16 protein-coding genes are annotated in these 23,433 nt (G+C 71.6%); 6 read left to right on the top strand and 10 right to left on the bottom strand.

Annotation, left to right across the window (positions count from 1 at the left end):
- Positions 1-4: 4 nt before the first annotated feature.
- From AC6JA9_RS27100 to AC6JA9_RS27125, 6 genes are all read right to left on the bottom strand, one after another.
- Positions 5-3,211: a protein kinase domain-containing protein gene (locus AC6JA9_RS27100; RefSeq protein ID WP_497958060.1), complete on the bottom strand. Its 3,207-nt coding sequence runs from the start codon at positions 3,209-3,211 to the stop codon at positions 5-7.
- Entirely contained in the window at positions 3,204-4,073 is an 870-nt protein-coding gene (locus AC6JA9_RS27105) for a hypothetical protein (protein ID WP_267700411.1), read from the bottom strand. Before AC6JA9_RS27105 ends, AC6JA9_RS27100 begins: the two co-directional genes overlap by 8 nt.
- Positions 4,074-4,082: 9 nt before the next feature.
- Positions 4,083-6,731 (bottom strand): TonB-dependent receptor plug domain-containing protein, encoded by a 2,649-nt coding sequence (locus AC6JA9_RS27110; RefSeq protein ID WP_497958061.1) that lies wholly within the window; start codon positions 6,729-6,731, stop codon positions 4,083-4,085.
- Positions 6,732-6,953: 222 nt separating this feature from the next.
- On the bottom strand, positions 6,954-7,871 hold the full coding sequence (locus AC6JA9_RS27115) for a PhnD/SsuA/transferrin family substrate-binding protein (protein WP_223751627.1): 918 nt from the start codon (positions 7,869-7,871) through the stop codon (positions 6,954-6,956).
- The gene (locus AC6JA9_RS27120; protein WP_223751626.1) at positions 7,868-10,387 is read right to left on the bottom strand and encodes a tetratricopeptide repeat protein; all 2,520 of its coding nucleotides are present in this window, start codon (positions 10,385-10,387) and stop codon (positions 7,868-7,870) included. Before AC6JA9_RS27120 ends, AC6JA9_RS27115 begins: the two co-directional genes overlap by 4 nt.
- 18 nt (positions 10,388-10,405) lie before the next feature.
- Complete coding sequence (locus AC6JA9_RS27125; RefSeq protein WP_223785342.1) at positions 10,406-12,196, bottom strand: PP2C family protein-serine/threonine phosphatase; 1,791 nt, start codon at positions 12,194-12,196, stop codon at positions 10,406-10,408.
- A gap of 244 nt (positions 12,197-12,440) precedes the next feature.
- Here AC6JA9_RS27125 and AC6JA9_RS27130 point away from each other — a divergent pair, with 244 nt between their 5' ends.
- The 4 genes from AC6JA9_RS27130 (at position 12,441) to AC6JA9_RS27145 (ending at position 16,362) form a co-directional block, all read left to right on the top strand.
- Positions 12,441-13,568, top strand: a complete 1,128-nt coding sequence (locus AC6JA9_RS27130; protein WP_497958062.1) for a metalloprotease — start codon at positions 12,441-12,443, stop codon at positions 13,566-13,568.
- Positions 13,569-13,690: 122 nt separating this feature from the next.
- On the top strand, positions 13,691-14,698 hold the full coding sequence (locus tag AC6JA9_RS27135) for a thiamine pyrophosphate-dependent dehydrogenase E1 component subunit alpha (protein ID WP_141325736.1): 1,008 nt from the start codon (positions 13,691-13,693) through the stop codon (positions 14,696-14,698).
- A gap of 3 nt (positions 14,699-14,701) precedes the next feature.
- Positions 14,702-15,760, top strand: a complete 1,059-nt coding sequence (locus tag AC6JA9_RS27140) for an alpha-ketoacid dehydrogenase subunit beta (RefSeq protein ID WP_248546883.1) — start codon at positions 14,702-14,704, stop codon at positions 15,758-15,760.
- Between the two features lie 200 nt (positions 15,761-15,960).
- Complete coding sequence (locus AC6JA9_RS27145; RefSeq protein ID WP_223751623.1) at positions 15,961-16,362, top strand: GNAT family N-acetyltransferase; 402 nt, start codon at positions 15,961-15,963, stop codon at positions 16,360-16,362.
- Positions 16,363-16,419: 57 nt separating this feature from the next.
- On the opposite strand, the gene AC6JA9_RS27150 is transcribed toward AC6JA9_RS27145, so the two are convergent.
- Positions 16,420-16,788, bottom strand: coding sequence for a TIGR02266 family protein (locus AC6JA9_RS27150; protein ID WP_223751622.1), 369 nt, complete (start codon positions 16,786-16,788; stop codon positions 16,420-16,422).
- A gap of 200 nt (positions 16,789-16,988) precedes the next feature.
- Here AC6JA9_RS27150 and AC6JA9_RS27155 point away from each other — a divergent pair, with 200 nt between their 5' ends.
- Positions 16,989-17,852, top strand: a complete 864-nt coding sequence (locus AC6JA9_RS27155) for a hypothetical protein (protein ID WP_497958063.1) — start codon at positions 16,989-16,991, stop codon at positions 17,850-17,852.
- Positions 17,853-18,066: 214 nt separating this feature from the next.
- Positions 18,067-19,341 carry an SGNH/GDSL hydrolase family protein gene (locus tag AC6JA9_RS27160; RefSeq protein ID WP_473568933.1) on the top strand — a complete coding sequence of 425 codons (1,275 nt, stop codon included), beginning with the start codon at positions 18,067-18,069 and terminating at the stop codon, positions 19,339-19,341.
- A gap of 12 nt (positions 19,342-19,353) precedes the next feature.
- Here the strand turns inward: AC6JA9_RS27160 and AC6JA9_RS27165 are convergent, their stop codons facing one another.
- Genes AC6JA9_RS27165 through AC6JA9_RS27175 form a run of 3 tightly spaced genes read right to left on the bottom strand, consistent with a single transcriptional unit; the run spans position 19,354 to position 23,269 of the window.
- Entirely contained in the window at positions 19,354-20,061 is a 708-nt protein-coding gene (locus AC6JA9_RS27165; protein WP_223751619.1) for a hypothetical protein, read from the bottom strand.
- A gap of 60 nt (positions 20,062-20,121) precedes the next feature.
- Positions 20,122-20,586, bottom strand: a complete 465-nt coding sequence (locus AC6JA9_RS27170; protein ID WP_223751618.1) for a macro domain-containing protein — start codon at positions 20,584-20,586, stop codon at positions 20,122-20,124.
- A gap of 10 nt (positions 20,587-20,596) precedes the next feature.
- Positions 20,597-23,269, bottom strand: coding sequence for a phosphoenolpyruvate carboxylase (locus AC6JA9_RS27175; RefSeq protein ID WP_497958064.1), 2,673 nt, complete (start codon positions 23,267-23,269; stop codon positions 20,597-20,599).
- Between the last annotated feature and the right edge of the window lie 164 nt (positions 23,270-23,433).

Consider the following 23,433-nt stretch of genomic DNA (forward strand, 5'->3'; position numbering starts at 1 on the left):
GACTTTAGCGAGCCGTCACGACAATCTCCTGCCCAGGCACCGCGAGCACCCACCGCGTGCTCTCGCTCCCCGCGCAGTTCACCACCACCTCCAGCTCCCTGCCCGCCTCGATGGAGGACTTCGTCACCGGCGTGCGGTGGGGCAGCACCGCGCCATCCACCTTCACCTCACACCCCGGCGAGCTGGTCGCCACGCTCAGCGCCCCACGCGTCCCGGACTGCGGCGTGGCGTCCGCCAGCGTGCGCACGTCGATGTCCTCGCGCTGCGTCGTCGTGCCGAACCGGCGCAGCTTGCCATCCACCGCCGTGGAGATGAGCAGCGAGCCGGTGGACGGCACCGCGAGCGTCTTCGTACCGGGCTCCACCCGCACACCGCCGACGAACACGTGCTCGCCCTCCGACAGGTTCACGAACACGGAGCCGGAGCCGCGCAGCATCACCAGCGCCACCACCGCGATGACCAGGAGCGCTCCACCACCGATGGCCGCCCACTTCCACGTGGAGGCATTCGAGGGCTCCTCCCCATCGGCCTCGACCTCGGGCTCGACGCGGGGAGGCGCGACCGGGACCGGATGCGCCGTCGTGGAGGGACGGGGCGAAGGAGCCGGCCTGGGCGCCACGTTCGCCGCGGGAATCCCCACGGACGACGGACGCTGCGGCGTGGGCACCGCGGTGTGTCCCGGCTGCGAGGGCCTGGGCGCGGGCGCCACGGGACGCGGAGGCGCCGCGGGAGGAGTTACCCCCGGCTGGAGCACCACCACCTCCGTCCTGTCCCCCGCGTCCAGGTCCGGGAGCATCGGCAGCTCGGGCGCGACGGGAGGCGGAGGAGGACGCACGGGCGCCACGGGAGGCGGCGTCGCGGGACGCGCGGCGACCGGCGCGGGACGCGGAGGCGGCGCGGCCACGGGAGACGGACGCGGCGGAGTCCCGGGCACGGGGGGCGCGGACACGTTGCCGCTGCCCGTCCCCGGCACGCGAGGGATGCTTCCACTGGTGGAGGCCGTCGGCTTCGGGCCACTGCCCGTCCCCGGCCTCGGCGTCTTGCCGTCCACCGGCGCGGCCATGTCGCCGCTGCCCGTGCCGCTCCCGGAGGGAACCGGGCGCGGATGGCTGCCCGTCCCCGTCGCGGACGAAGGCGCGTACTCCACCAGCCGGTCCCCGAGCGTGTCCTTGAAGAACTGCGCCACCGCCGCCGGAGACGAGTTCAGGCGGTGGTGCGCCATCACCGCTTCAATCTCCTCGCGCATCGCCGCGGCGGACGCCGTGCGACGCGCCGGGTCCTTCACCAGCGCGCGGAGGATGAGGTCGGAGACGTCCTGCGGGATGTTGGGCCGCAGCTGCGAGGGCACCGGCGCCGGCTCGCGCACGATGGCGTTGAGCGTGGCCGCGTCGTGGTCCCTGCGGAACGGCAGCTGTCCGGTGAGCAGTTCGAAGAGCACCACGCCCAGCGCGAACACGTCGTTGCGCGCGTCCAGCGTGCGCCCGGACGCGGCCTCCGGGGAGATGTACGAAATCTTCCCCTTCAGCACACCCGCCTGCGTGTGCTCCTCGCCCGCCACCTTGGCGATGCCGAAGTCGCTGAGCTTGATGGCGCCGTCCAGCGAGATGAGCACGTTGTGCGGGCTGACGTCGCGGTGCACCACCGGGTGCGGAATGCCCGCCGGGTCCACGTACGCGTGCGCGTAGTGCAGGCCCGCGGCCACCTCCGCCACGATTCGCAGCGCGTGCTCCAGGGGCAGCGCCAGCCCCTTGCGGCGCAGCTCGTTCACCAGCCGCTTCAGGTCCGGCCCGCGCACGTACTCCATCAGGATGTACGCCACCCCGTCGGACACGCCCACGTCGAAGGTCTGCACGACGTTGGGATGCGTCAGCCGCGCGTTGGCGCGCGCCTCCGCGAAGAGCATGTCCACGAACTCGGGGTTCTGCGCGAACTGCGGGAGGATCTTCTTCATCACCACGAACTTCTCGAAGCCCTTCACGCCGACCTGCTTGGCGAGGAAGACCTCCGCCATGCCGCCCTGCCCCAGCCGGCGGATGACGTTCAGCTTGGTGCTGCCCAGCGAGTTGGAGATGTCGGTGGGCGAGCCCTTGTTCGCCTGCGGGTCGATGTTGGTGGACCCGAACAGGTACTGGCTGAGCGCGCGCGGCTCCAGCACCTCGATGTCCTCGAGCGGCCGGTCCGTCAGCTGCATCCGCGCCAGGAACCCCTGCAGTTGGGGCATGTGCGGCACCTGCGCGGCGCCGCCGCAGATGGGGCACTCGTTGGACAGGCCCGTCTGCTGCGTGCGCAGCTGCGCCAGGTACGCGCTGGCCTGGATGCGCTGGTGGCTCACCTGTCCGCAGCTGCGGCACTCACACGGCAGCCACAGCGTGGCGAGCTTCGCGGGCAGCAGCTTGGCCGAGCGCGCCAGCACGGCCAGCGCCGGCGGAGGCAGCCGGCAGAGCACCACCTGCGCGCCCTGCGCGGCGGTGTCCAGCACCTGCTCCAGCTTGGGCAAGGCCTCCGGCTCCACCTTGCTCACGTGGCTGAAGTCGAACGCGACGCGCCCCTCCAGGCCCGAGGCGAGCCGGCGCACGTTGAGGTCGCCCTTGAGGGTGCTCGCCAGCGAGATGAAGGTGATGTCGTCCTGGACGATCTTCAGGTGCTGCGGAAGGTCCGGCTGCTCCTTCGGCATGCTGGCGCGCAGGTAGCGCATCACCACCGGGTCCACGGTGCCGAACTGCTGGCGGCGCGCGTAGTCGAAGAACTCGCCCGGCAGGTCCGCGAACTCCAGCGGGTTGGAGCAGACGGGGCAGGCGTGCTCGGGCGCGCGCTCCTCGGCGATGACCTGCGCCTCGTCGACCAGGTTCACCACCCGCATCCGGTCTTCGTTGCAGGTGCGGCACGTGTACGGCGCCAGCATGGAGAGCACGCGGGCGACCCCCGCGAAGCCCTCCACCATGTTGAGCTGGTCCACCACGACGGGCGGAGCGTGGACGACGTAGAGCCCCAGCGCGCCCGGGGGCAGCTTGGCGGCGAACTCGATCCACCGACGCACGCCGAAGGAGCTGATGCGCTCCACCCTCCCCAGGTCGACGACGAGAAGCCCGCTGAGCTCCGGGCTGGTCGACGTCAGGGGGAAGGTCTCGTCGATGACGCCGGCGATCCGGACGTGGGTGATGGTACCCACACGGAGCCGGCTGATGATGGCGTTGGAACCCTGGCTATCCACCGGCCCTGACCTCATGCGAACAGAAAAGCAGTGACTTGGGCTGGGTCGCGCGGCGGCGCGCGTCTCCCAGGTCCACCACGCACACGACGCGAGACTCGCGGCCGACGCACACCCGCGCGGCCACCGTGTCGCAATGCTCGAGGATGCGGCGCAACCCGAGGCCCGCTCCGCCCCCGGACGCATCCACCTTCACCTTCTGGCCCCACCCGTCCAGCGCCCGGGCGAACGGCCCCGGCCGCAGCCCGCCGAAGCGGTCCGCCACCTCCAGCCACATCCGGCCGTCCTCCACCGCGAACACCAGCTCGCAGGCGTCCTCCGGCGCCACCTCGCGCACCTCGGTGCGGCGGTGCGCGTAGCGGGGCTCGCCCTTGGCGTCCACCGGCGCATCCAGCAGCGCGTTGGCGGAGATCTCATGCACCACATCCGCCACCAGCCCCGCGGCCACCCGGCTGCCCTCGGCCGCGCCCACCGCCGCCGCGGCCGCCGTGGCCGCCTCGTGGATGTCCGCCACGCGGCGCAGCGGATGGCGCGTCACCTCCGCGCGCTCGGGCATCAGCGTCCCGGACGGCTTGAGGACCGCGCCCACCAGGAGCGCCTCCCACATGGACGGGCCGCCGTCGCGCTCGCGCGTGGCCAGCAGCAACGCCGGAGGCTCGCGCCGCAGCCACTGCGCGTGCTCGGGCTTGAGCACCCCGTCGAACAGCAGGAGGCCGCGCGAGCCCGTCGACGGGGACGTCTCCGCGGAGGCCCCCACCCCACCCTGCGTCAGCAGAGGCACCACCTGCTCGAGCGCGGCCGCGGGCAGGGAAGCATCTGCAATCAGCAGGAGGCCACTGGCCTCCAGGTGGGGTGCGGTACTCAAACGAGGTGCCTAGTAGCGTACCTTGACTTCACTGAAGAAGGACTGGGGCGCGACGGGGAAGCCGTGAGACTCCTCGTAGGCGGCGTTGAAGAGGTTGGAGCCCAGGAACGACACGGAGATGCCGTCGTAGACGTTGAAGCCCACCCGCGCGCTGGCGGTGAGGTAGCTGGGCAGCTCCACGCGGGAGCTGGGCAGGCCCGTGGCCTCGTCCACCTGGAAGCCCGGGTCGAAGCGCGAGCCCACGAAGAGGGCGTAGAGCTCCACGAAGGCCACCTTGCCGATGTTGGTGCGGCCGCGCGCGTAGATGCGGTGGGTGGGCGCGTAGTCCAGCGGCGTGCGGGCCCCGCCGTCGAAGGGCACGTTCTTGGCGTCGAGGAACTGGTAGGCCACGTCGAAGGACGAGTTGATGGACGGAATCTGCGCGGCCGCCTCCAGCTCCGCGCCGGCGATGCGCGCGTCACCCATGTTCCGGAACTGCGACACCGAGCCGAACACGAGCTGCTGATTGATGAAGTTCTTGGCCACGTTGTAGAAGCCCGTCCCCGTCAGGCGCACCCGCCGCTCGAAGGGCCAGAAGTCCACCGAGGCCTCGAAGGTGTCGAGCGTCTCCGCCCGCAGGCCCGCGTTGCCCACCAGCGTGGAGGCGTACATCTGCTGGTTGATGGCGAGCTCCGCCAGCGTGGGCGCGCGGAAGGCGCGGCCGTAGTTGGTGCGCAGCGTGAGCAGCTCCGGCACCGCGTGGAAGACGACGCTGGCGCGCGGCGAGATCTGGTCCGTGCGCTCGCGCCAGACGCGCTCGGGAATCTGGTAGCGGTCATAGCGGGCGCCCGCGCTGAGCACCACGCGCTCCAGCGGGCGGTACTCCGCGTCCACGAAGCCGCCGATGATGGTCTGCTTCGTGTCGTCCATCGTGAGCTCGGGCAGCACGTTGGGCACGTTGACCTGGTCGAACTTCACGTCGCCGCCGAACGTCACGGACACCGGGCCCGCCGAGTACAAGGCGCGCGCCTCGCCGCCCAGCCGCCGGCGCTTGCCCAGCGCGCGCGTGGGGTCGCCACCGAAGGCGTTCTCCATCACCACGTCGCGGCGCTTGAAGAAGCCGTACACCTGACCGAACAGGCGCAGGCTGTCCGTCACCTGCTGGTCCACCTGCGCGGAGGCGTTGAGGTTCTGGACGGACTCCTCGTCGTTCGGCGTGTAGTGGCAGCGGCCGCAGTTGCCCACCGTCGAAATCCCGGTGTGCGAGCCGCCCGGACGGCCGATGGTCGCGTCGGTGAAGTCCGCGTCCAGCGCCAGCGGGCCCACGCGCACCTTGCCGTTGACCTGGTGCACCATCGAGTCCTGGTTGCGGTCCACCAGGCCCGTGGCCGGATCATTGAAGAGCTGCGGGCCGTCCGAGCCGAAGCCGTAGTAGCCGAGCAGCGCCTCCACCGGGCCACCGCGCCCGGCCACGTTGCCGTGCAGCCGCCACGTCTGGTCCTGGCCGGCGAGCACGCGCGCCTCCGCGCCCACGCTGCGTCCCGGGGCGATGAGGTCCGCGGGCTGCCGCTCGATGATGTTGATGACGCCGCTGAAGGCGTTGGAGCCGTACAGCGAGGAGCCCGGGCCCCGGATGACCTCCACCTGCTTCAGGTTGACCAGGGGCGTCGTCTCGTCCGCGTAGAACTGGCCCGTCCACGGGTCCGTCAGCGGGCGGCCGTCCTTCAGGAGCAGCAGGCGGTTGGACAGGTAGTTGGAGCCCAGGCCGCGCGCGCTCACCGCCGCCTTGCGCATGGAGCCCCGGCGGCACTCCATGCCGGGGAAGTACTGGATGGCCTCGCACAGCGTGAACTGGCCGGTGCCCTCGAGTTCCTCGGCGGGAATCCACGACACCGTCAGCGGCACGTCCGCGATGCGCTGGTTGCGCTTGCCGGCCGTGGTCACCACCGCCTCGCTGAGCACGCGGTTGACGGACTCCTCCAGCGGGTCGGCGCCGCCCAGGGGATCCAACCCGGCCAGGCCCGACGGGGGCGGCATGGCCCGGTCCATGGTGGGCTCGGCGAAGGGCGCGCTGATGGGGACGTTGTCGGTGGCGACGGGCGCGGGAGGCGGGGTCTTCGTCGCGGGCAGCACGGCGCCGTGGCCCGGCGTGGAGGCGGGCGACGAGGTGAGCGGATCCGAGATGCTGGGACCGGGCTGGGCGCCCGGGCTCGCCACGGGAGCCGTGGGCAGCGGCGCGGGGGGATGCGACTCCACCGTGGGCGCCGGGGCGACGGGCACGGGGGGCTCGGCCGTCACGGACTCCGTCGTCGGGGTGGGCTCGTCCTCCAGGCCACCGCCCAGCACGGGGATCTCCGCGTCGGCGGGCGCGGCCTCGGTGCCACGAGGAGGCTTGCGCGTCTTGGGCGGCTTCTTCGCCGTCGCGCGCGGAGGCTTGGTGGCGGGCGTCTTCGTCGTCGTGGCGGCGGGCTTCGTCCCGTTCGCCACGCGCTTCTTGCGCTTCACCTTGGGCTGCGACTCGGAGGCCGCGTCGCTCTGCTGCGCCTGGGCCACCGTCGGGTGGGCCACGGCCAGCGCGCAGAGGACGGCCGACACCGTGAAGAAGGCGCGAAGGCCCCGGCGCTTCACGTGAGCACGCACCGCACCTGGCAGCGGATCACCACACACAATCGAGTGCATCGTTCTCTCATCCGCGGATGGGAGGAGCCCCCGCGGTCCTGTACGCCCCGGTTGGCGGGCGCGGCGCCAGGGCAATCGGTCTGTTGGACGAATTCGCTCACCTGCACGCTCGCGCCGTCGAAAAACAAGCTACCCCAGAGACCCCGCCGGGCCAAGCCGGTGATTCTCATTCCCTGGAAACTCAAGAGTGTTTCGGGCTGTAGCGTCCAAGGTTGCGTGAAATCAGTCGTCGGGCTGCTCGGCGGAGACGGCGAGGTCGCTGGTGAAGGACGGCAGCGAGGGCCCCAGCGCCTCGGCGCGGACGAAGACCTCGGCGTCCACGCGCGTGTCCGCCACGTCGGCGAAGACGGGCTGGCGGCGCGGGGGGCCCTGGGTGACGAGACGTCGGAAGTCCTCGAAGTCCTTGCCCTGGATGCGCGCGAAGGGCTCGAACGGCGCCACGGCGCCCACGGTGGGCAGGGCCTGCTCCAGGGCCTCCTTGTGGTTGCGCAGGTCCACCAGCACGGCGCCGGGGAGCCGGGCGCTGCGGAAGAGCACCCGCAGCTCCTTGTCCTTGGGGACGTGGGACACGGGGACGAGCGCGGCCTCCGCGCCCTTGGCCTCGAGCATCTTCAGCGCGGACTCCACGTTGGGCACGGGGGACAGCTTGAAATGGCGCTGTGCGTCCAAGTCGCCGCCGAGCACCGCGTGGGTGACGAACTTGGGGTCGGCGGGGCCGGCGCCCTTCACCAGGGCCAGGCGCTTGCCGGCGAGGTCCTTCACCGCGCCCTTGTGGGTGGAGACGATGGCCCAGCGCTGCTGGGACTCCCCCGGGCGCGAGGCCCAGGCCAGGGGCGTGGCGCGCGAGCCCAGCTGCACGGCGGCCCAGCCCTCCACCACGGCGAAGTCGACCAGGCCGTCCGCCATGGCGCGCGCGAAGTCCTCGTAGCGGCCGAAGCTCTTGGCGGCGACGGGGCGGTCCAGGACCTCGGTGAGCTTGGCGGCCAGGGCCTCCGCGTACTGGAAGCGCTCCTGACCATCACTCAAGGTGGTGGCGAGGAAGACGCCCACGGTGGCCTTCTTGGGGGCCGCGGCGACGGCGGGGGATGCGACGAGGAAGGCCAGCGCGAGGATGGCCCACGGGAAACGAGGCGTCTTCATGGGGTCTCCTCCACCACGGCGGGGCCGTTGGACGGGACGCTGCCCGCGGGCTCGGCGAGGCCGTGCAGGCTCTGCAGTCGGTCCTTCCACTCGCGCACCTGGGCCATGCGAGGCCCGGTGCCGGAGGCGAGGTAGCGGCGCCAGGCGTCCACGGCCTCGGCCGGCTCACGGCGACGCTCCTGGGCGTCGATGCCCAGGTTGAGCGAGGCCACGGACACGGTCGACTCCAGCCGCCGCCAGGTGCTCAGCGCGTCGGACGTCTTGCCCTTGCGCCAGTCGACGCAGGCCAGGTTGTGCTGGACGAGCGCGTCCTCGGGCTCGGTGGCGAGCGCGGCCTTGAGGGCCTTCTCGGCGAGCTTCATGTTGCCGGAGGCGTAGGCCAGCGAGGCCTCGCGCCGGTGGAGCGCGCCCGTCATGGACGCAATCCACTTGGGCTGCCCCGGCATGGGCTTCTTGGCCGCGGCGGTGAGCTGCTTGCGGGCGGCGGCCACCTGCCCCTTCTTGTAGAGCACGAAGGCGTCCGCCAGCGCGCGCGTGTTGGGCCAGGCCCAGGGCTGCGCGGGGGTGAGCGCCTTCTTCAGCGCGGCGGCGGCCTCGGCGTGACGACCGGCCTCCGCGCGCGTCAGGCCCCGGGCGAAGAGGGCCAGCTTCGCGAGGTCTCCCCGCTTGCCGGTGCCCAGCTTGTCCACCGCGTCGAGGTCGCGGTCCGCGCCCTCCGCATCTCCCGCCTCCAGCCGGGCGAGCGCGCGACGCACCAGCACGCGCGGCAGGTTGGCCTGGGCCACGCTCGCGGCATCTCGCGACGGGCCCACCTCGGTGAGCCGCTGCACGGCGGCGTCCACCTGCCCCAGCTCGACCTCCGCCAGCGCGGCGCCCACGGACGCCTCGGCCTGCTGGTCGGGCTCCTCCGTCTGCTTGCCGGCGAGGTTGAACGCCTCCAGCGCCGCCTGCGCGTCACCCGCGCCCAGCCGCGCATAGCCCAACAGGAGCTGGTCCCTCCACGTCGCGCCGGGCAGCGTGGCGCCCTGCTCCATCACCTTGCGCGCATCCGCGTACGTGCGCGTCTCCAACAGCGCCGCCGTCAGCCGGCGGGCCATGACCGCGCTGCGGTCCAGGTCGAACGCGCGGCGCAAATCCCGCACCGCGTCGTCCGCCCGGCCTCCACCGCTGCGATCTCTCGCGCGATGGGCCAGCGCGCGCGCCAGCCACTGCTTCGCGCCCGCGTGCTGGGGCTCCACCTGGAGCGCGTTGCCGTAGTCCTCGATGGCCTGGTCCCACTGGCCGGTGGCGAAGTGGTCCGCGCCCAGCAGCATCCATCCCAGGGCCTGCCGGGGCGCCATCTCCACCACGCGGCGGTGCACCTCCACCGCGCGCTGGAAGCGGCCGGCGCGGCGGTTGACGGAGCCGAGCGAGGCCCACAGGTCCACGCTGCTCGCGCCCGAGCGCACCGCGGCCTCCAGGAACTGGATGGCCTCCTCGTGACGACCCTGCGCCTGCAGCGCCTTGCCCACCGCCATCTGTCCCAGCACCAGGCCCGGCTGCAGCTCCAGCACCTTGCGGTAGGCCTCCTCGGCGGCCGGGGCCTGCTTGCGCGCGAGCCGCACGTCACCGAGCAGCAGGTAGGCCGCGGGCGTCGCGCCCAGCTTCACCACCGCCACCGCCTCCGACTCGGCGCGCGTCAAATCACCGGCGGACAGGTACAGCCGCGCGAGCTTCTCCCTCGGCTCGGCGACCTGCGGGAAGCGCGTGGCCACGCCCTCCAGCAGCGTGCGCGCCTCCACCCCCTTGCCCTCCAGCTCCAGCACGCTCGCGAGCCCCAACTGCACCGTGGGCGACTCGGGCCGCCCGGCCTGGGCCTGGGTGAACGACGCGCGAGCGGCCACGGTGTCCCTGCGCAGCACGTGCGCGCGGCCGAGCAGCTCGTGGATCTGGAAGTCGTTGCCGGACAGCTTCGCGGGGCGCAGCGACAGGTAGCGCTGCAGCCGCGTCACCGCCGCGTCGCCCTGCTGGGCGTAGAGGTAGTAGCTGGCCAGGTAGTAGTGGACGATGAGGTGCTCGGCCTGGTCGGCCTGGGCCACCTTCTCCAGCATCGGCACCGCCTCCGGGAAGCGGCGCAGCTTGAAGAGGGCCACGCCCAGCGGATACGCGAGCGTCAGCTCGGACGGGTTCGCCGTGTGCACGGCGGACACGCGCTCCACGGTGCGCGCCCAATCCTGCAGCGCGTTGGCGGCGGAGCCCACGCCCGCGGCGGCGGTGATGGAGGTGGGCTCGGCGGCCAGGGCCTTCTCGAAGAGGCCCAGGGCCTTCCTGTACTTCTCCTCGGCCTCCTTCTTGTCACCGGAGGCGCTCGCGGCGCTGGCGGAGACCTGGGCCTGCTCGCCCTCCTTCACCAGCCGCTGCGACTCGGACATGGGGGGCGCGCGGTACTGCGCCAGGACGGGAGGACTGGCCAGCGAGGCCAGGAGCGCGAGCGCGGGGACGAGACGTCGCTTGGGGGTGTGGGGTGTGCGGCGCATGCGGGAGTCGTCCAGGGGTCAGGCGGGGCTGAACTCGGCGACGACGACGGTGATGTCGTCGCGCTGCGGCTGTCCCGCGCTGTGGGCACGGGCGTCCGCGAGCAGCGCTTCACGCAGCGCCTCCGCGGACAGGTGGGCATTGGCCTGCACCGCGGCGGCCAGGCGCTGGGTGCCGTACATGCGCCCCCCGCCGTCGCGCGCCTCGGTGAGGCCGTCGGTGTACCAGACGACGATGTCGCCGGGGCGGAGCTGGCCGTCGCGCGAGGTGAACTGCGACGTCACGGACGCGCCCAGCAGCGGACCGCGCGCGGGCAGCGAGGCCACCTGACCGCTGTGGCGGTTGAAGACGAGGGGGCTGGGGTGCGCGCCGGCCGCGTAGTCGATGACGCCGGTGGACACGTCGATGACGGCCAGGGCGCTGGACATCTGGTGCTCGCCGCGGCCCACGTTGGCCAGCGTCACGTTGAGCGCGGTGATGAGCATCCGCGCGTTGACCTCCGAGGGCTCGCGCAGCGTCATCGCGGAGGCGAAGCCGCTGGTGGCGCTGGTGGCGACCAGCGAGGTCGACAGGCCGTGGCCCGTCACGTCGCCGATGCCGATGACCACGCGCTGCTCGTCCAGCGCCGCGCGGAACCACCAGTCGCCGCCGCACGCGTCCGCGGTGACGACGAGGCCCGCGATGCGCAGCGCGCCCACCTGCACCGCGTCGCGGCCGGGCAGGAGCGTCTCCTGGACGGTGCGCGCCAGCGACACCTCGCGCTCCAGCTGCGCCTTGGCGCGCACGTCGTCGAGCAGCACCTTGATGCGCTCGGCCATGTGGTTGAACACCACGCCCAGCGTGCGCACCTCGCGCCCCGCGCCCCGCGCCGCCTGCGTGCGCGCGCCCAAATCACCGGCGGCCAGCTGCATCACCTTGTTCGTGAGCATGCCCAGCGGGCGGGTGATGCGACGGCTCTGGAACGCGGCCACCACGCCCGCGAGCACCACGAACCCCAGCCCCAGGCCCAGCATGCGCACCGTGTTCGCGCGCACCGTTTCGCGCTTGTCCCGCTCCAGCTCCTCCAACTGCACCTGGAGCGCGCGCAGCGAGTAGCTGATGACCACCAGCCCCTTGCCGCTGCTGGAGCCGTAGTCGATGGGCTCTTGAATCTCGTACACCGGCTGGTCGCGGTAGAAGGCCTGCACCAGGCGCTGCTCGGCGACGCGGCCGGTGGGCGCATCGGACTCGGCGGCGCCCGCGGCCTTCGGCTCGCTGTCCGCCATCACCACGCCCTCCGGGTCGAGAATCTGGACGCGGAGGATGTTGGGGTTGGTGGTGACGATGGAGCCGGCCACGCCCTCCAGGAAGGCGTAGTTGTTGTCGCGCAGGTTGGTGACGGAGGTGAGCGCCAGCGTCTGCCCCACCGTGCGCCCCAGCTCGCGGGCCTGCTCCTGGATGCGCTCGGTGGAGCGGCGCGCGGTCTCCTCGAACTGGGACTGGGTGGAGGCCACCGACAGCGCCGCCAGCAGGCCCACGATGACCACGACGAGCGCCGTGGTGGTGAGCAGGAGGATCTGGTCCAGCCGGGGTCCGCGGATGGCGGCGACGTTGGGCAGCTCCCCCGCCTCCAGCGGCGCGATGAGCGTGCCCGTCTGCTCGGCGTGGGGCAGGCCCACGTTGGAGGTCAGGCGCGTGGCGGTGGACTCGCGAGAGCCCGTCAGCTCCCGGGTGCCTGTCCTCTCGGCCGGTGGTGGGGCGGCTCCCGCAGACGTGCCAGGGGACGTACCGGACTCCGGCGCGGGGTTCAGACGCGTGTTCGTGCTGGACAAGGACACACCCGGAAGGGCCACGCCCGAGGCGCGGCGGGAGCGAAAAAGAGTCGCGACTCTAGCGCACTTCTCCTGCTTCGCGAGGTCCTGCCCCCCACGACACGTCTCCGCCACCGCGCGGCGCGACGTGCCTTGACGGGTGTGGCCCGCATCCTGTTCAGCGAGGACACTTCACGTCCGGTGAGTGTCGGGCGAGGCCCTTCACCCGGCGTCCGCGCGCGGGCCCGGTTAGGCTCGCGGGAGCATGAAGCCGCTCTTCCACGTGGCGCGAACGCCCGTTCATCTCCAGCCGCTCTTCTTCCTCACCGCGCTGGCGACGGGCTGGGACTTCGCCGCGGAGCCAGGCCGTCTGGCGATGTGGCTGCCGGTGGTCTTCGTGTCCGTGCTCCTCCACGAGCTGGCCCACGCCTGGGCGCTGCGCCGCTTCGGCTCCCCGGCGAGCATCACCCTCCATGAGCTGGGCGGCACCACCCGGGGCTCGGACCGGCTCACGCACCGCCAGTCCGCGTGGGTGAGCCTCGCCGGGCCCGCCGCGAGCCTCCTGGTGGGCGGGCTGGCGTGGTGGGCCTCGGACCTCGCCTCGCCGGGAGGGCAGCCGGGCCTGGGCGGGGCGCTGCTCCAACAGCTCCTGTGGGCGAACTTGGGCTGGGGGCTCTTCAACCTGCTGCCGGTGCGCCCCCTGGATGGCGGGGACTTCGTCGCCTCGCTCGTGCGCCACCGCGCCGGCTATCGACACGAGCGGGGGCTCCAGGTCCTCGGCGTCCTCACCGCGGTGGCGCTGGTGATGGGCGCCATCGTCACGCGCACCGTCTGGATGGGCGTGCTCGCCCTGATGCTGGGGTTCAGCAACGGGCGCAGGCTGCTCCAGCGCCAGCGCGAGGCACGCCTGAAGCCCATCACCCCACCCCGCCGTCCCCTGGCGCGCGAAGGCTCGACCGAGGGCGCCATCCCGCTCGACGCGCTATTGGGACGCAAGCCCGCCGCGGCCAAGACACCCGAGCCGGGCCCCGAGCACGCGCGCGCCTCCCCGCGCACGGTGGCCAGCGACGAGGACGTCCCCCACGACGCGGGCAGCGTGGGCCAGCTCCTGCTCGACAGCGGCCTGGCGGACCTCGCGGTGCGGCCCCTCCAGGAGTCCTTCACCCGCGAGCCCTCGCCACGCGCGGCCCACGCGCTGGCCCTCGCCCTGTTGGAGGCCGGACGCACCGCGGAGCCGGAGTCGCTGCTCTCAGGCCCCCAGGCGCCGCTGGTCTCCGACGAGACGCTGGCCGCCGTCGACGCGCGGGCCCACGTCCTGGGCCACGCCACGCTAACGGACCGCGTCACGGCCCTGCGACGTGGCCGGGCTCCTAAGTCGGATGAGCGAGGCTGATTGCCGCGCCGCGCCACCGGGCCCGGCCGGGTGGTGGGAAGCCGACGCGGCATCTCTCGCTTGAGAAATGGGGGCGCATCCGGGTTATAGGGGCGTCCCCTCCAGATAGAGGAAGCCCGCGCGTGTCTCGACCCCGACTCATCAAAGAATCGTCCGCGCCGCTCCAGCTGGACAAGGAGCTGCTGGTCCGCATCCACGACCTCATGGTCAAAACGCGCGTCCTCGAGGAGCGCCTCATCCAGATGTACAAGCAGGGCCATGGGTACTTCTGGATTGGCGGTCCCGGCGAGGAGGCGTTCAACGTCCCGCTCGGCCTGCTGATGAAGAAGGGCCAGGGCCCCGAGTACGACTACCTCCACGCCCACTACCGTCAGTCCGGCACGCTGCTGGCGCTGGGCGAGGAGCCCATCGGCGCCCTCCGGCAGATGAAGAACACGGCGTCGGACCCGTACTCCGGCGGCCGCAACTTCGCGGGCCACTTCTCGCTGCGCAAGTACAACGTGGCCCCCGTCAGCTCGCCCATCGAGGTGCAGTACGCCATCGCGCCGGGCACGGCCATGGTGCAGAAGCGCGTGGGCGGCGACGGCATCACCATCGTCACCGGCGGCGACGCCGGCACGGCCGAGGGTGACTTCGCCTCCTGCCTGGTGTGGAGCAGCCGTCCCGCCAACCCGCTGCCCATCCTCATCATCGTCACCAACAACAAGTGGGGCATCTCCACGTCGGCGGAAGGCCAGCACGGCGAGCCCCGCGTGAGCGAGCGCGGCAAGGCGTTCGGCATCCGCTCGAAGACCATCAACGGCAATGATCCCGTGGAGGCCTACCAGGAGCTGAAGGAGGCCATGGAGTACGTGCGCAAGGAGCGCAAGCCGTTCCTCCTGGAGGCGAACGTGTCGCGCCTGTACGGACACTCGTCCGCGTCCGGCGCCAACTACGTCTCCGAAGAGGTGGACTGCCTGAAGAACTTCGAGGCGCGCCTGGAGCAGGACGGCGTGCTGACGCGCCAGCAGATGGACGAGCTGCGCAACCGCTACACCGAGGACATGGCCGCCGCCGCCCGCATCGCCCGGGACGAGCCGCTGCCGGGCCCCGAGACCATCTGGAAGCACATCTTCGCGGAGGACAAGTAACCCATGGCCAACATGGCACAGGCCATTCGCATGGCCCTCCACTACGCCGAGGAGAACCTGGGCGTGACGGACATCTTCGGGGAGGACGTCGGCGCCCCGCTGGGCGGCGTCTTCACCTGCACGCAGGGCCTGAAGACGACGTGGAACTCGCCTCTGGACGAGCGCGGCATCATCGGCGCGGCCATGGGCATCGCGATGGGCGGCGGCCGCCCCGTCGCCGAAATCCAGTTCTGCGACTACGTCTACAACACCATCGACCTGTTGAAGCTGGCGGGCAACACCTGCTGGTCCAGCAACGGTGACTGGAACCTGCCCATGGTGGTGCGCACGCCGGTGGGCAGCGGCATCCGCGGGTCCATCTACCACTCGCATTCCTTCGACGCGACGATGACCCACATCGCCGGGTGGAAGGTGGTGATGCCCTCCACGCCGCTGGACGCGTACGGCCTGCTCATCTCCGCGTGCAAGGAGCAGAACCCGGTCATGTTCCTGGAGCCCAAGGCGCTCTTGCGCGTCAAGGGCGAGGAGCGCATCCCCGGCGAGCCGGACGATGACCGCGCGCTGTCCAAGGCCATCGACGCGCCCCTGGGCGACCGCAGCCAGTGGAAGCCCCAGTGGCCCGAGGGGCTGGAGGCGTTCGCCATCCCCATCGGCAAGGGGAAGCTGGTGCGCGAGGGCTCGCAGGTGACGGTGGTCAGCTACGGCCGCACCCTGCCCCTGTGCGCGCGCGCCGCCGCGCTGCTCGCCGACGAGGGCATCAGCGTGGAGGTCATCGACCTGCGCTCGCTGTGGCCCTACGACTGGGAGATGATCAAGGCCTCCGTCCAGAAGACGGGCCGCGTGCTCTTCGTCAACGAGGACACCGAGGTGACGAACTTCGGCGAGCACCTGGTGCGACGCACGGTGGAGGAGCTCTTCTACTCCCTGCTCGCGCCGCCCCGGCTGCTGGCGGGCAAGTTCATCCCCGGCATCGGCCTGGCCGACACGCTGGAGATGGCCTCCGTGCCCCAGCAGAACGACATCACCGACGCCTTGCGCTCGCTCGCCGGCGAGCAGCCCTAGGCGTCGTACCCAGTGCCCCCGTGTGGGCTGTCCGCCCACGGGAAAAGTCCCAGGCCGCCGTTCCTCTTTGGAGGAGCGGCGGCCCTTTCGTTAGACTGCCAACTGCCTTGTCACAGCCAATCGTCCGGACCGTCAGCCCCGCGGGCGCAGAAGCTCCCGCCTTCCGCATCCGCCGAGCCCGTCGCGGCGACGCCGAGGCCATGGCCTTGTTGCTTCGCGAGCTGGGCTACCCCCAGGGAACGGACCAGCAGACGGTCCACTGGGTGGTGAGCCATCCGGAGATTGAAATCTTCGTGGCCGGAGACCCGCAGGACAAACCCGTGGGCATGCTCTCCTTCTCCCACCGGCCGCAGCTGCGGCTGCGCGGGCGCGTGGGCACCATCGACGAGCTGGTGGTGACCGAGTCGTGGCGCCGCCGGGGCGTGGGCCGCGCGCTCATCAAGCAGATTCTGGAGCGCTGCAAGGTGCTCAGCGCGCGCCAGCTCCAGCTGGTCTCGCCGATAACGACCACGCCGGAGGTGCGCAGCTTCTATACGGCGTGTGGCTTCTCCGAGGTCGACGCGGGCGTGTTCCGCCACCTGGAGACGGAGAAGAGCCGCTGACGCGCCGCCCGTCCCTCGCGCCCCGGGTTCTCTCCGGGGCCGAGGCGCACGGTGACGTCAGCGCTTGATGCGCTCCACCACGTTGTGCAGCCGGACGCGGTCGTCGTCGCTCACGTCCGTGAAGCGCACACCGATGGCCTCCTGCTCGTCACGCACCCACGCGATGACGCCGGTGAGGTCGAACTGCTCGCCCGCGATGTCCATGGACAGCCGCACCTGGGCGCCCACGTCGTAGGCCTTGCGCGTGCGCAGGCACAGGCCACCCGCGGACACGTTGATGGAGAACACGCGCAGCGCCCTGGCCGCGTCCTCGGCCTGGGTGAAGCGAACCGCGAACTTGGCGGCGACGCGCTCGTCCGTGCGCCGGTTCGCGTACGCGGCTGGGTCTCCCGATGACATCTCTGCTTCCGCCGCCTTGCTAGTCATGTGCACCCGCTACCCCCAGCCGTCCGCCGCTGGCGACCTAATGCCTTCCCGAGGACCGACGGGATACTGACGCGCCGAGCCACCCCTTGGGCATCGGTCATCCAGCAAGTGTCCGCTGCTTTCCAGGCTCGATTCAAGAGGGCCCCCACGAATGGGCGCCATCAGGTAAGTCCTCACACAGTTCGATTCGGGAGTTCGGGATGCGTGCGTGGCTCGCGGTGTTGACGGGGACCCTCTTCCTGGCGCTCGTCACGCCTGGGTGTGATGACGACGACAAACAGCCGGGCCCCGGCCAGGGTGACTCCGGGGTGCCCGGAGACCCGGACGGAGGCGGCGCGGGCGATGGCGGCGTGAGTCCCGACTTCGCGTGCAACGTCGCAAGACAGGAAGGCTGTGGAACCGGCCAGAGCTGTCACTTCGCGGACCTGTCGGGCGGCAAGACGGGCAGCCGGTGCTTCGCGGCGGCGTGCGACGTGGTGCTGCAGAACTGCGCGCAGGGTCAGCGCTGCACGTACGTGAGCACGGGCGCGGTGACGGAGCGCCGGTGCGTGGAGGCGGGCACCGTCGCCGAGGGCGCGCGGTGCACGCTGTCCCCCACGGACGGTGGGCCGGAGTTCGACACGTGCGCGGCGGGCCTGTTCTGCAAGGACGAGCGGCAGGACGACGGCGGCGTGGGCTTCTTCTGCCGGAAGCTGTGCCACACGAGCAGCCAGTGCACGGACTCGCGCGAGTGCAACACGGTGCTGCGGCTGGCCGGCACGTCGGAGCTGCCGCTGTTGTGCGGACCGCGTTCGCAGCCGTGCGACCCGTTCGCGCAGGGCTGCGCGGCGCCGCTCAGCTGCTACCCGTCCTCGTCGGGTCCCGTGTGCGCGGGCAGCGGGACTCGCGCGACGGGTGAGGCGTGCGACTTCAGCAACCAGTGCGCGCCGGGGAGCGCCTGTGTGAACACGGGGCAAGGGCTCAACTGCCGGCCCCTGTGCAGGCCCTCCAGTTCGCCCGCATGCACCGCCGGGACATGCCGTCCACTGAATGACAATCCTGGGGTGGGAGCCTGCATCCCATGAAGCGGGCTACCCACGTGGGACAACTTCCGCCGCCACGTGGGTGAACGCTGGACCCAAGCAAGGCCGGCGGGTTCGCGTGACAGGGAAAGCGTTGTCTCCATCTCGCCCGGAGACCAAGGGGGCGTGCGCCGCGAGCCTCGGGACTTGCGCGCATGTTCGGTGGTCGTCGCGGGAATGAGCGGTGTACATCGTGCGTCGTCGGGAGGGAGCGACGATGCGAATGTGGCGGACGTGGCTCGGTGTCCTCGCGTGCGTGGGTGGCGCGCAGTTGGCGTGCACTCCCAGCAGCCCCGAGGACCCGTTGTCGGAAGAGCCTTCTCAAGAGCAGGGTGAGTCCACGAACGCGCCGGATGCCTCCGTGGACGTGGCGCCGCCATTGGTGCTCAACGACGACGGGCACGTGAGCTCACCGCCGCCGCCCGCGCCGCAGCCGCCGTTGCCGAGCATCGGCTTCCAGCCGGGCTTCCATCAGGCGCTGCGCTGGTCTCACTACGTGGGCGGTGTCACCACGTTCCGCCTGCGGGTGCCGGTGGCGCGCGCCGGAGAGCGGCTCCAGGTGACGTTCCGCGCGGGCGACGGGAACCTCACGCTCCAGCGCGCCACGGTGGCGAAGGCGGGCGTGGACGGCTCGCTGGTGTCGGCGCCGGTGGCGCTGAGCTTCGAGGGCAAGCCGGGCTTCAACGTCGGCGCGCGCGCGCTGGTGACGTCGGACCCGGTGGTGTTCCCCGTGGGCTTCCGCGAGGACGTGGCCATCACCTTCGAGGTGCGCGGGGCGCTGGCCGCCAGCGCCATCAACGCCTTCCCGGGCAGCTTCGCGCGAGCGGGCACGCATGCGCTGGTGACGGGCGCCATCGGCGGCGAGCCCTTCGAGCGCTCCGTGGGTGTGGCCTCGGTGCACGTGGAGGGCCCCACGGGCCGCGCCTTCATCGCGCTGGGTGACAGCATCACCGAGGGCTACGTCGACCTGCGCAACGACACGCGCAACGCCTGGCCGGCGCTGGTGGAGGCGCAGCTGGGCGTGCCCGTGGTCAACGCGGGCGTCAGCGGCCAGGGCTTCTACGACGCGCTGAGGCTCTTGTCCGACGAGGTGCTCGCGGTGAAGGGCGTCACCGACTGCCTGGTGCTGCTGGGCACCAATGATTTGGGCGACGCGGGCGCGGAGGAGCAGATGGAGACGCGGATGCTCCTGCTGGTACAGCGGCTGGAGCCCTTCTGCCGCGTGTGGGTGAGCACGCTGTTGCCGAAGGAGAAGACGAACTACGGCGCCTATGACTACGTGAAGTCGCAGCGGCTGGGCTTCAACGCGTGGCTGCGCGGCGGCGGCACGAGCACGGACGTCATCGACCTGGAGTCGGTGATGCGGCAGACGAGCAACGTGCACCTCTACCTCGACGGCCTGGGCATCGACGGCATCCACCCGAGCACCGAGGGCCACCGGGTGATGGCGGCCGAGGTGGTGCGCACGCTGCGCGAGCGGGGCGAGCTGTAGCCCCGCTGTGGCTCAGCGGGGTCCGAGCACGTTGTTGAGGACGAGCAGCTCCGCCAGTGCTGGCGGAGCCAGCACCCAGTCGTTGCCCGTGGGCACCCAACGCACGGGCGCGCCCGCCTGCTCCAGCACGGCGTTCACCCGCTGGAGCAGCGGCTCGAAGGTGGTGGCGGGCGCGTCCCAGTCCCCCTCGCCCGCTTCGACCTCGTGTCCACCGGGGTCCACGACGAAGGCCTCGCGCCCCTGGAGGGGCCGCACCGCGAAGCCCGGCAGATAGGGCTGCAGCGCCGCCTCCAGTCGCTCCAGCAGCGCGCCGTCCTTGTACGGGTGGGACAGCTCCCAGTCGAAGAAGGTGGGCAGCTGCGAGGTCAGCTCGCTGCGCAGCGGGTCTTCACGGCTCTGGCGCCAGTGGTGCTCGGCGAGCTCCAGCGCGGTGGCGGGGACCTTCAGCTCCCACTGCTCCAGCTTCGCGAGCAGCTCCGCCATGCGCTCCACCAGCTCGTACGGCGGCTCCACGCGCGTCACCCACGCGACCTCCGTCACGGACTGCCCGCGACGCTGTCCCGTCACCCGGTCTCCCTTGCGCAGTTGGAAGGGAGGCGCGTCGGACTCCGGCTCCGGATAGAGCGGGGCATGGAATGGCCCCTCTCCTGAGTCCGGCCGCAAGAGCGCGAAGCCGTGCTGGGCGTTGACGTCCTCCACCGTGAATGCGTCCCTGGCCATCCCGACCTCGTCTCGAAAGCCGTTGAAGACGTCTGTATTGGAGCGCTGAAGGTTAAGTCGTCAGCGCCGGAAGCGCACCACGCGCACGTCGAGGTCCCCCGCCTCCGCGTCCAGGACCTGCCTCATCAGCTCGAGCGCGCGCGTCTCGTCGAAGCTGCCGGAGCCCGCGCCGATGATGGGGAAGGCCACGGAGTGGAGGCCCTGCTCACGGGCTCTCTCCAAGGCGTTGCGGACCGAGTCCTGGATGGAGCGCTGGGAGGCGCGCCACAGCATGTCGATGCCCGCCACGTGGATGATGGCCTTGAAGGGCAGCCGCCCCGCGGAGGTCACCACCGCCGAGCCCAGCGGCATGGGGCCCGCCCTCGCCACCTCGCGGAAGGGGCCCACGCCACCCCGTCGCTTGATGGCGCCGGACACCCCCTGCGGCAACAGCAGCCACCAGGGGATGATGTTCCGGTTCCAGGCATTGACGATGGCCTCCACCGGCTGGTCCAGCAGGTCGCCTTCGCAGACAGAGACGGGCATGGCGCGGAGTCTAACCGGTGTTGCGCATGCCGGCCGCGATGCCGTTGAGCGAGAGCAACAGCGGCCTGTCGCAGTCACAGTCGCTCTCGCGCTTGCGGCGCAACAGCTCCACCTGGAGGAAGGACATCGGGTCCACGTACGGGTTGCGCAGGGCGATGGCGCGCTGGAGCTGGGGGTTGTTGTCGAGCAGCTTCCCCTCCCCCGTCAGCCGCTTCACCTGCCGACGCGTGCGCCGGTGCTCCTGCTGGATGCGACGCCACAGGGCCTTCGTGGACGCGGGGGCGAGCGCCGCGTAGCGCCCGGCGATGGCCATGTCCGACTTGGCCAGCACCATGGTGACGTTGTCGATGACGGCCTTGAAGAAGGGCCACTGGCGGTACATGCGCTTGAGCAGCGCGGGCCCGCCCGGCTCCTTCGAGAAGGCCTCCAGCGCGGAGCCCACGCCGTACCAGCCCGGGACGATGGCCCGGTTCTGCGTCCAGGCGAACACCCAGGGAATCGCGCGCAGCGACTCGAGCCCTCCGGCCTTGCGCTTGCTGGGGCGCGAGCCGATGGGCAGCGCGGAGATCTCCTCCACGGGCGTCGCCGTGGTGAAGAACTCCAGGAAGCGAGGGTCCTCCCACACGAGCGCGCGGTAGGCCTTGCGCCCCGTCTCGGCCAGCGTGTCGAACGTGGCGCGGAAGGTCTTCTCGTCCTCCGGCGTCGGGCGAGGCTGCGCGTCGAGCAGGTGGGGCAGCACGCCGCCCAGGATGAGCTCCAGCGTGCGGCGAGCCAGCTCCGGGCGCGCGTACTTGTGGTCCAGGGCCTCGCCCTGCTCCGTCGCCTTGTAGCCACCGGCCACGGCGCCGGGAGGCAGCGCGAGAATGGCCTCCTGGGCGGGGCCACCACCGCGGGCCACGGACTCGCCGCGACCGTGGAACAGGCGAAGGGGGACACCGGACTGGGCGGCCGCCTCGGTGAGCGCGACCTGGGCACGATAGAGCGCGGCGCTGGCGGCCAGCAGCCCCACCTCCTTGCCCGAGTCGCTGTAGCCGACCATGACCTCCTGGAAGCCGCGCGCGTCGACGTGCTTGCGGTACTCGGCGTTGGCGAAGAGCGAGCGCAGCACGTCGGGCCCGCCGTCGAGCGCGCCGAGCTGCTCGAAGAGCGGGACGACGTCCACGGTGGCGCAGCCGCGCTGCTCGTCCCACAGGCCCGTGAGCTTGAGGCACTTGAAGGCCGCGAGGACGTCCTCGGCCGTGCTGGCCATGCTGAGGATGAGCGTGCGACAGGCGGGCTCGCCGGCCTCGGCCTGCGCCTCGCGCAGCTTCTCCAGCACCGCGAGCAGCCGCTTGCCGCCCTCGGACGGAGCGGGACCTCCCGCGTCCAAGGAGGCCGCCGCGCTCACCGCGTCCTCGGCGGGCACGCGCGCCTCCAGCTCGGCCAGGGAGAGCCCCAGCGCGAGGACGCGCTCGCGCATGCGGCGCACCTGGCGCAGACCGGACTTCGCGGCCTTCGCTTCCTCGAGCGAGCGGGACAGCAGGTCCAGGTCCGCGAGCAGGGCCTCGGGCGTGCGATAGGCGCTGGCCGGCATGGGGCCCGCGTCACCGGTGCGCTGGGCCAGCACGTGGCGCAGGGCCTGGTTCAGCCGCTCCTCCATGAAGCGCAGCTTGCGGCGCCAGGGCTCGCCGATGGTGCGTGGCCCCAGGCGCTGCTCGGCCTCGGGGAGCTCCTTCGCGTCGCGCTCCAGGGAGGCGATGAGCTCCGCCGACGGCTTCGCATGGCGCTCCGACTGCGAGAGCATTCCACCCAGGCGCTCCAGGCCTTGGGTCAGCAGGCGCAACCCACGTGCACGGTGGGCCCGCAGCGTGTCCGCGAAGACTTCCGGTGTCACCAGCGGGTTGCCATCCATGTCCCCGCCGACCCACGAGTGGACTCGCACGGGCGTGTCCACCTGGCCGAGGGGTTCTCCGTAGGCGCGCTCGAAGGCCCAGTCGAGCAGCTCGGGCAGCTCGGAGATCTGCTCGGCGATGACCTCCTCGACGTACCAGAGGGCGTTCTTCACCTCGTCGCCCACGGTGGGCCGCTCGCGGCGCAGTTCGTCCGTCTGCCACAGGGTGGTGATCTCCTCGCGGAGGGACTCCACGTTGGCGGCGCTCTCGCGGGGCGTCAGCTCGCACCGGTCGCGCTCCTCGAGCAGGCTGGCCATCCGGTAGAGCTTCTCGAGCAGCGTGCGGCGCACGGCCTGCGTGGGATGCGCGGTGAGCGTGAGCGTCACGTGCATCTGGCGCAGCGCCTCGCGGACGCGGGTCGCGGGGATGCCCGCGTCCTTGAGCGACAGCATCGTCGCCTCCAGCGAGCCACGCTGGGGCGTCGTGGACTCGGCGCTGGAGTGCGCGCGGGCGCGGCGGATGCGGTGGTGTTGCTCGGCGAGGTTGACGAGCTGGAAGTACACCGAGAAGGCGCGGAGCACGGGCTCGGTGCGCTCCAGAGGCAGGCGCTTGAGGATCTCCGCGAGCTCGGCCGCGGAGGCGCGCCTTCCCGCCACGGGGCCGCGTCGTCGCTGGATGGCGAGCCGACGGACCTCCTCTTCCAGGTCGAACAGGTCCTGGCCTTCCTGTTCGACGAGCACCTCTCCCAACAGTCGCCCGAGCAGGCGGACATCACGACGCAGGGGCTGATCCACGGCACGGACACGGGCCATATGCCGTGGAAGGTAACGCCTTCCGCCACGGGCCGCGCGGGCAATGTCGGCGGGCCCGTCGTTTCTCGTCCACCTCAGACTCGACTTTCGCCCTTTTGGGGTGGGATGCCCAAGCAGGGGGCCGAGAGGAGAGAGGGCTGAGGGTAGGTAAAGAGCGGCCATCG

The sequence above is a fragment of the Myxococcus sp. MH1 genome, from assembly GCF_059738865.1.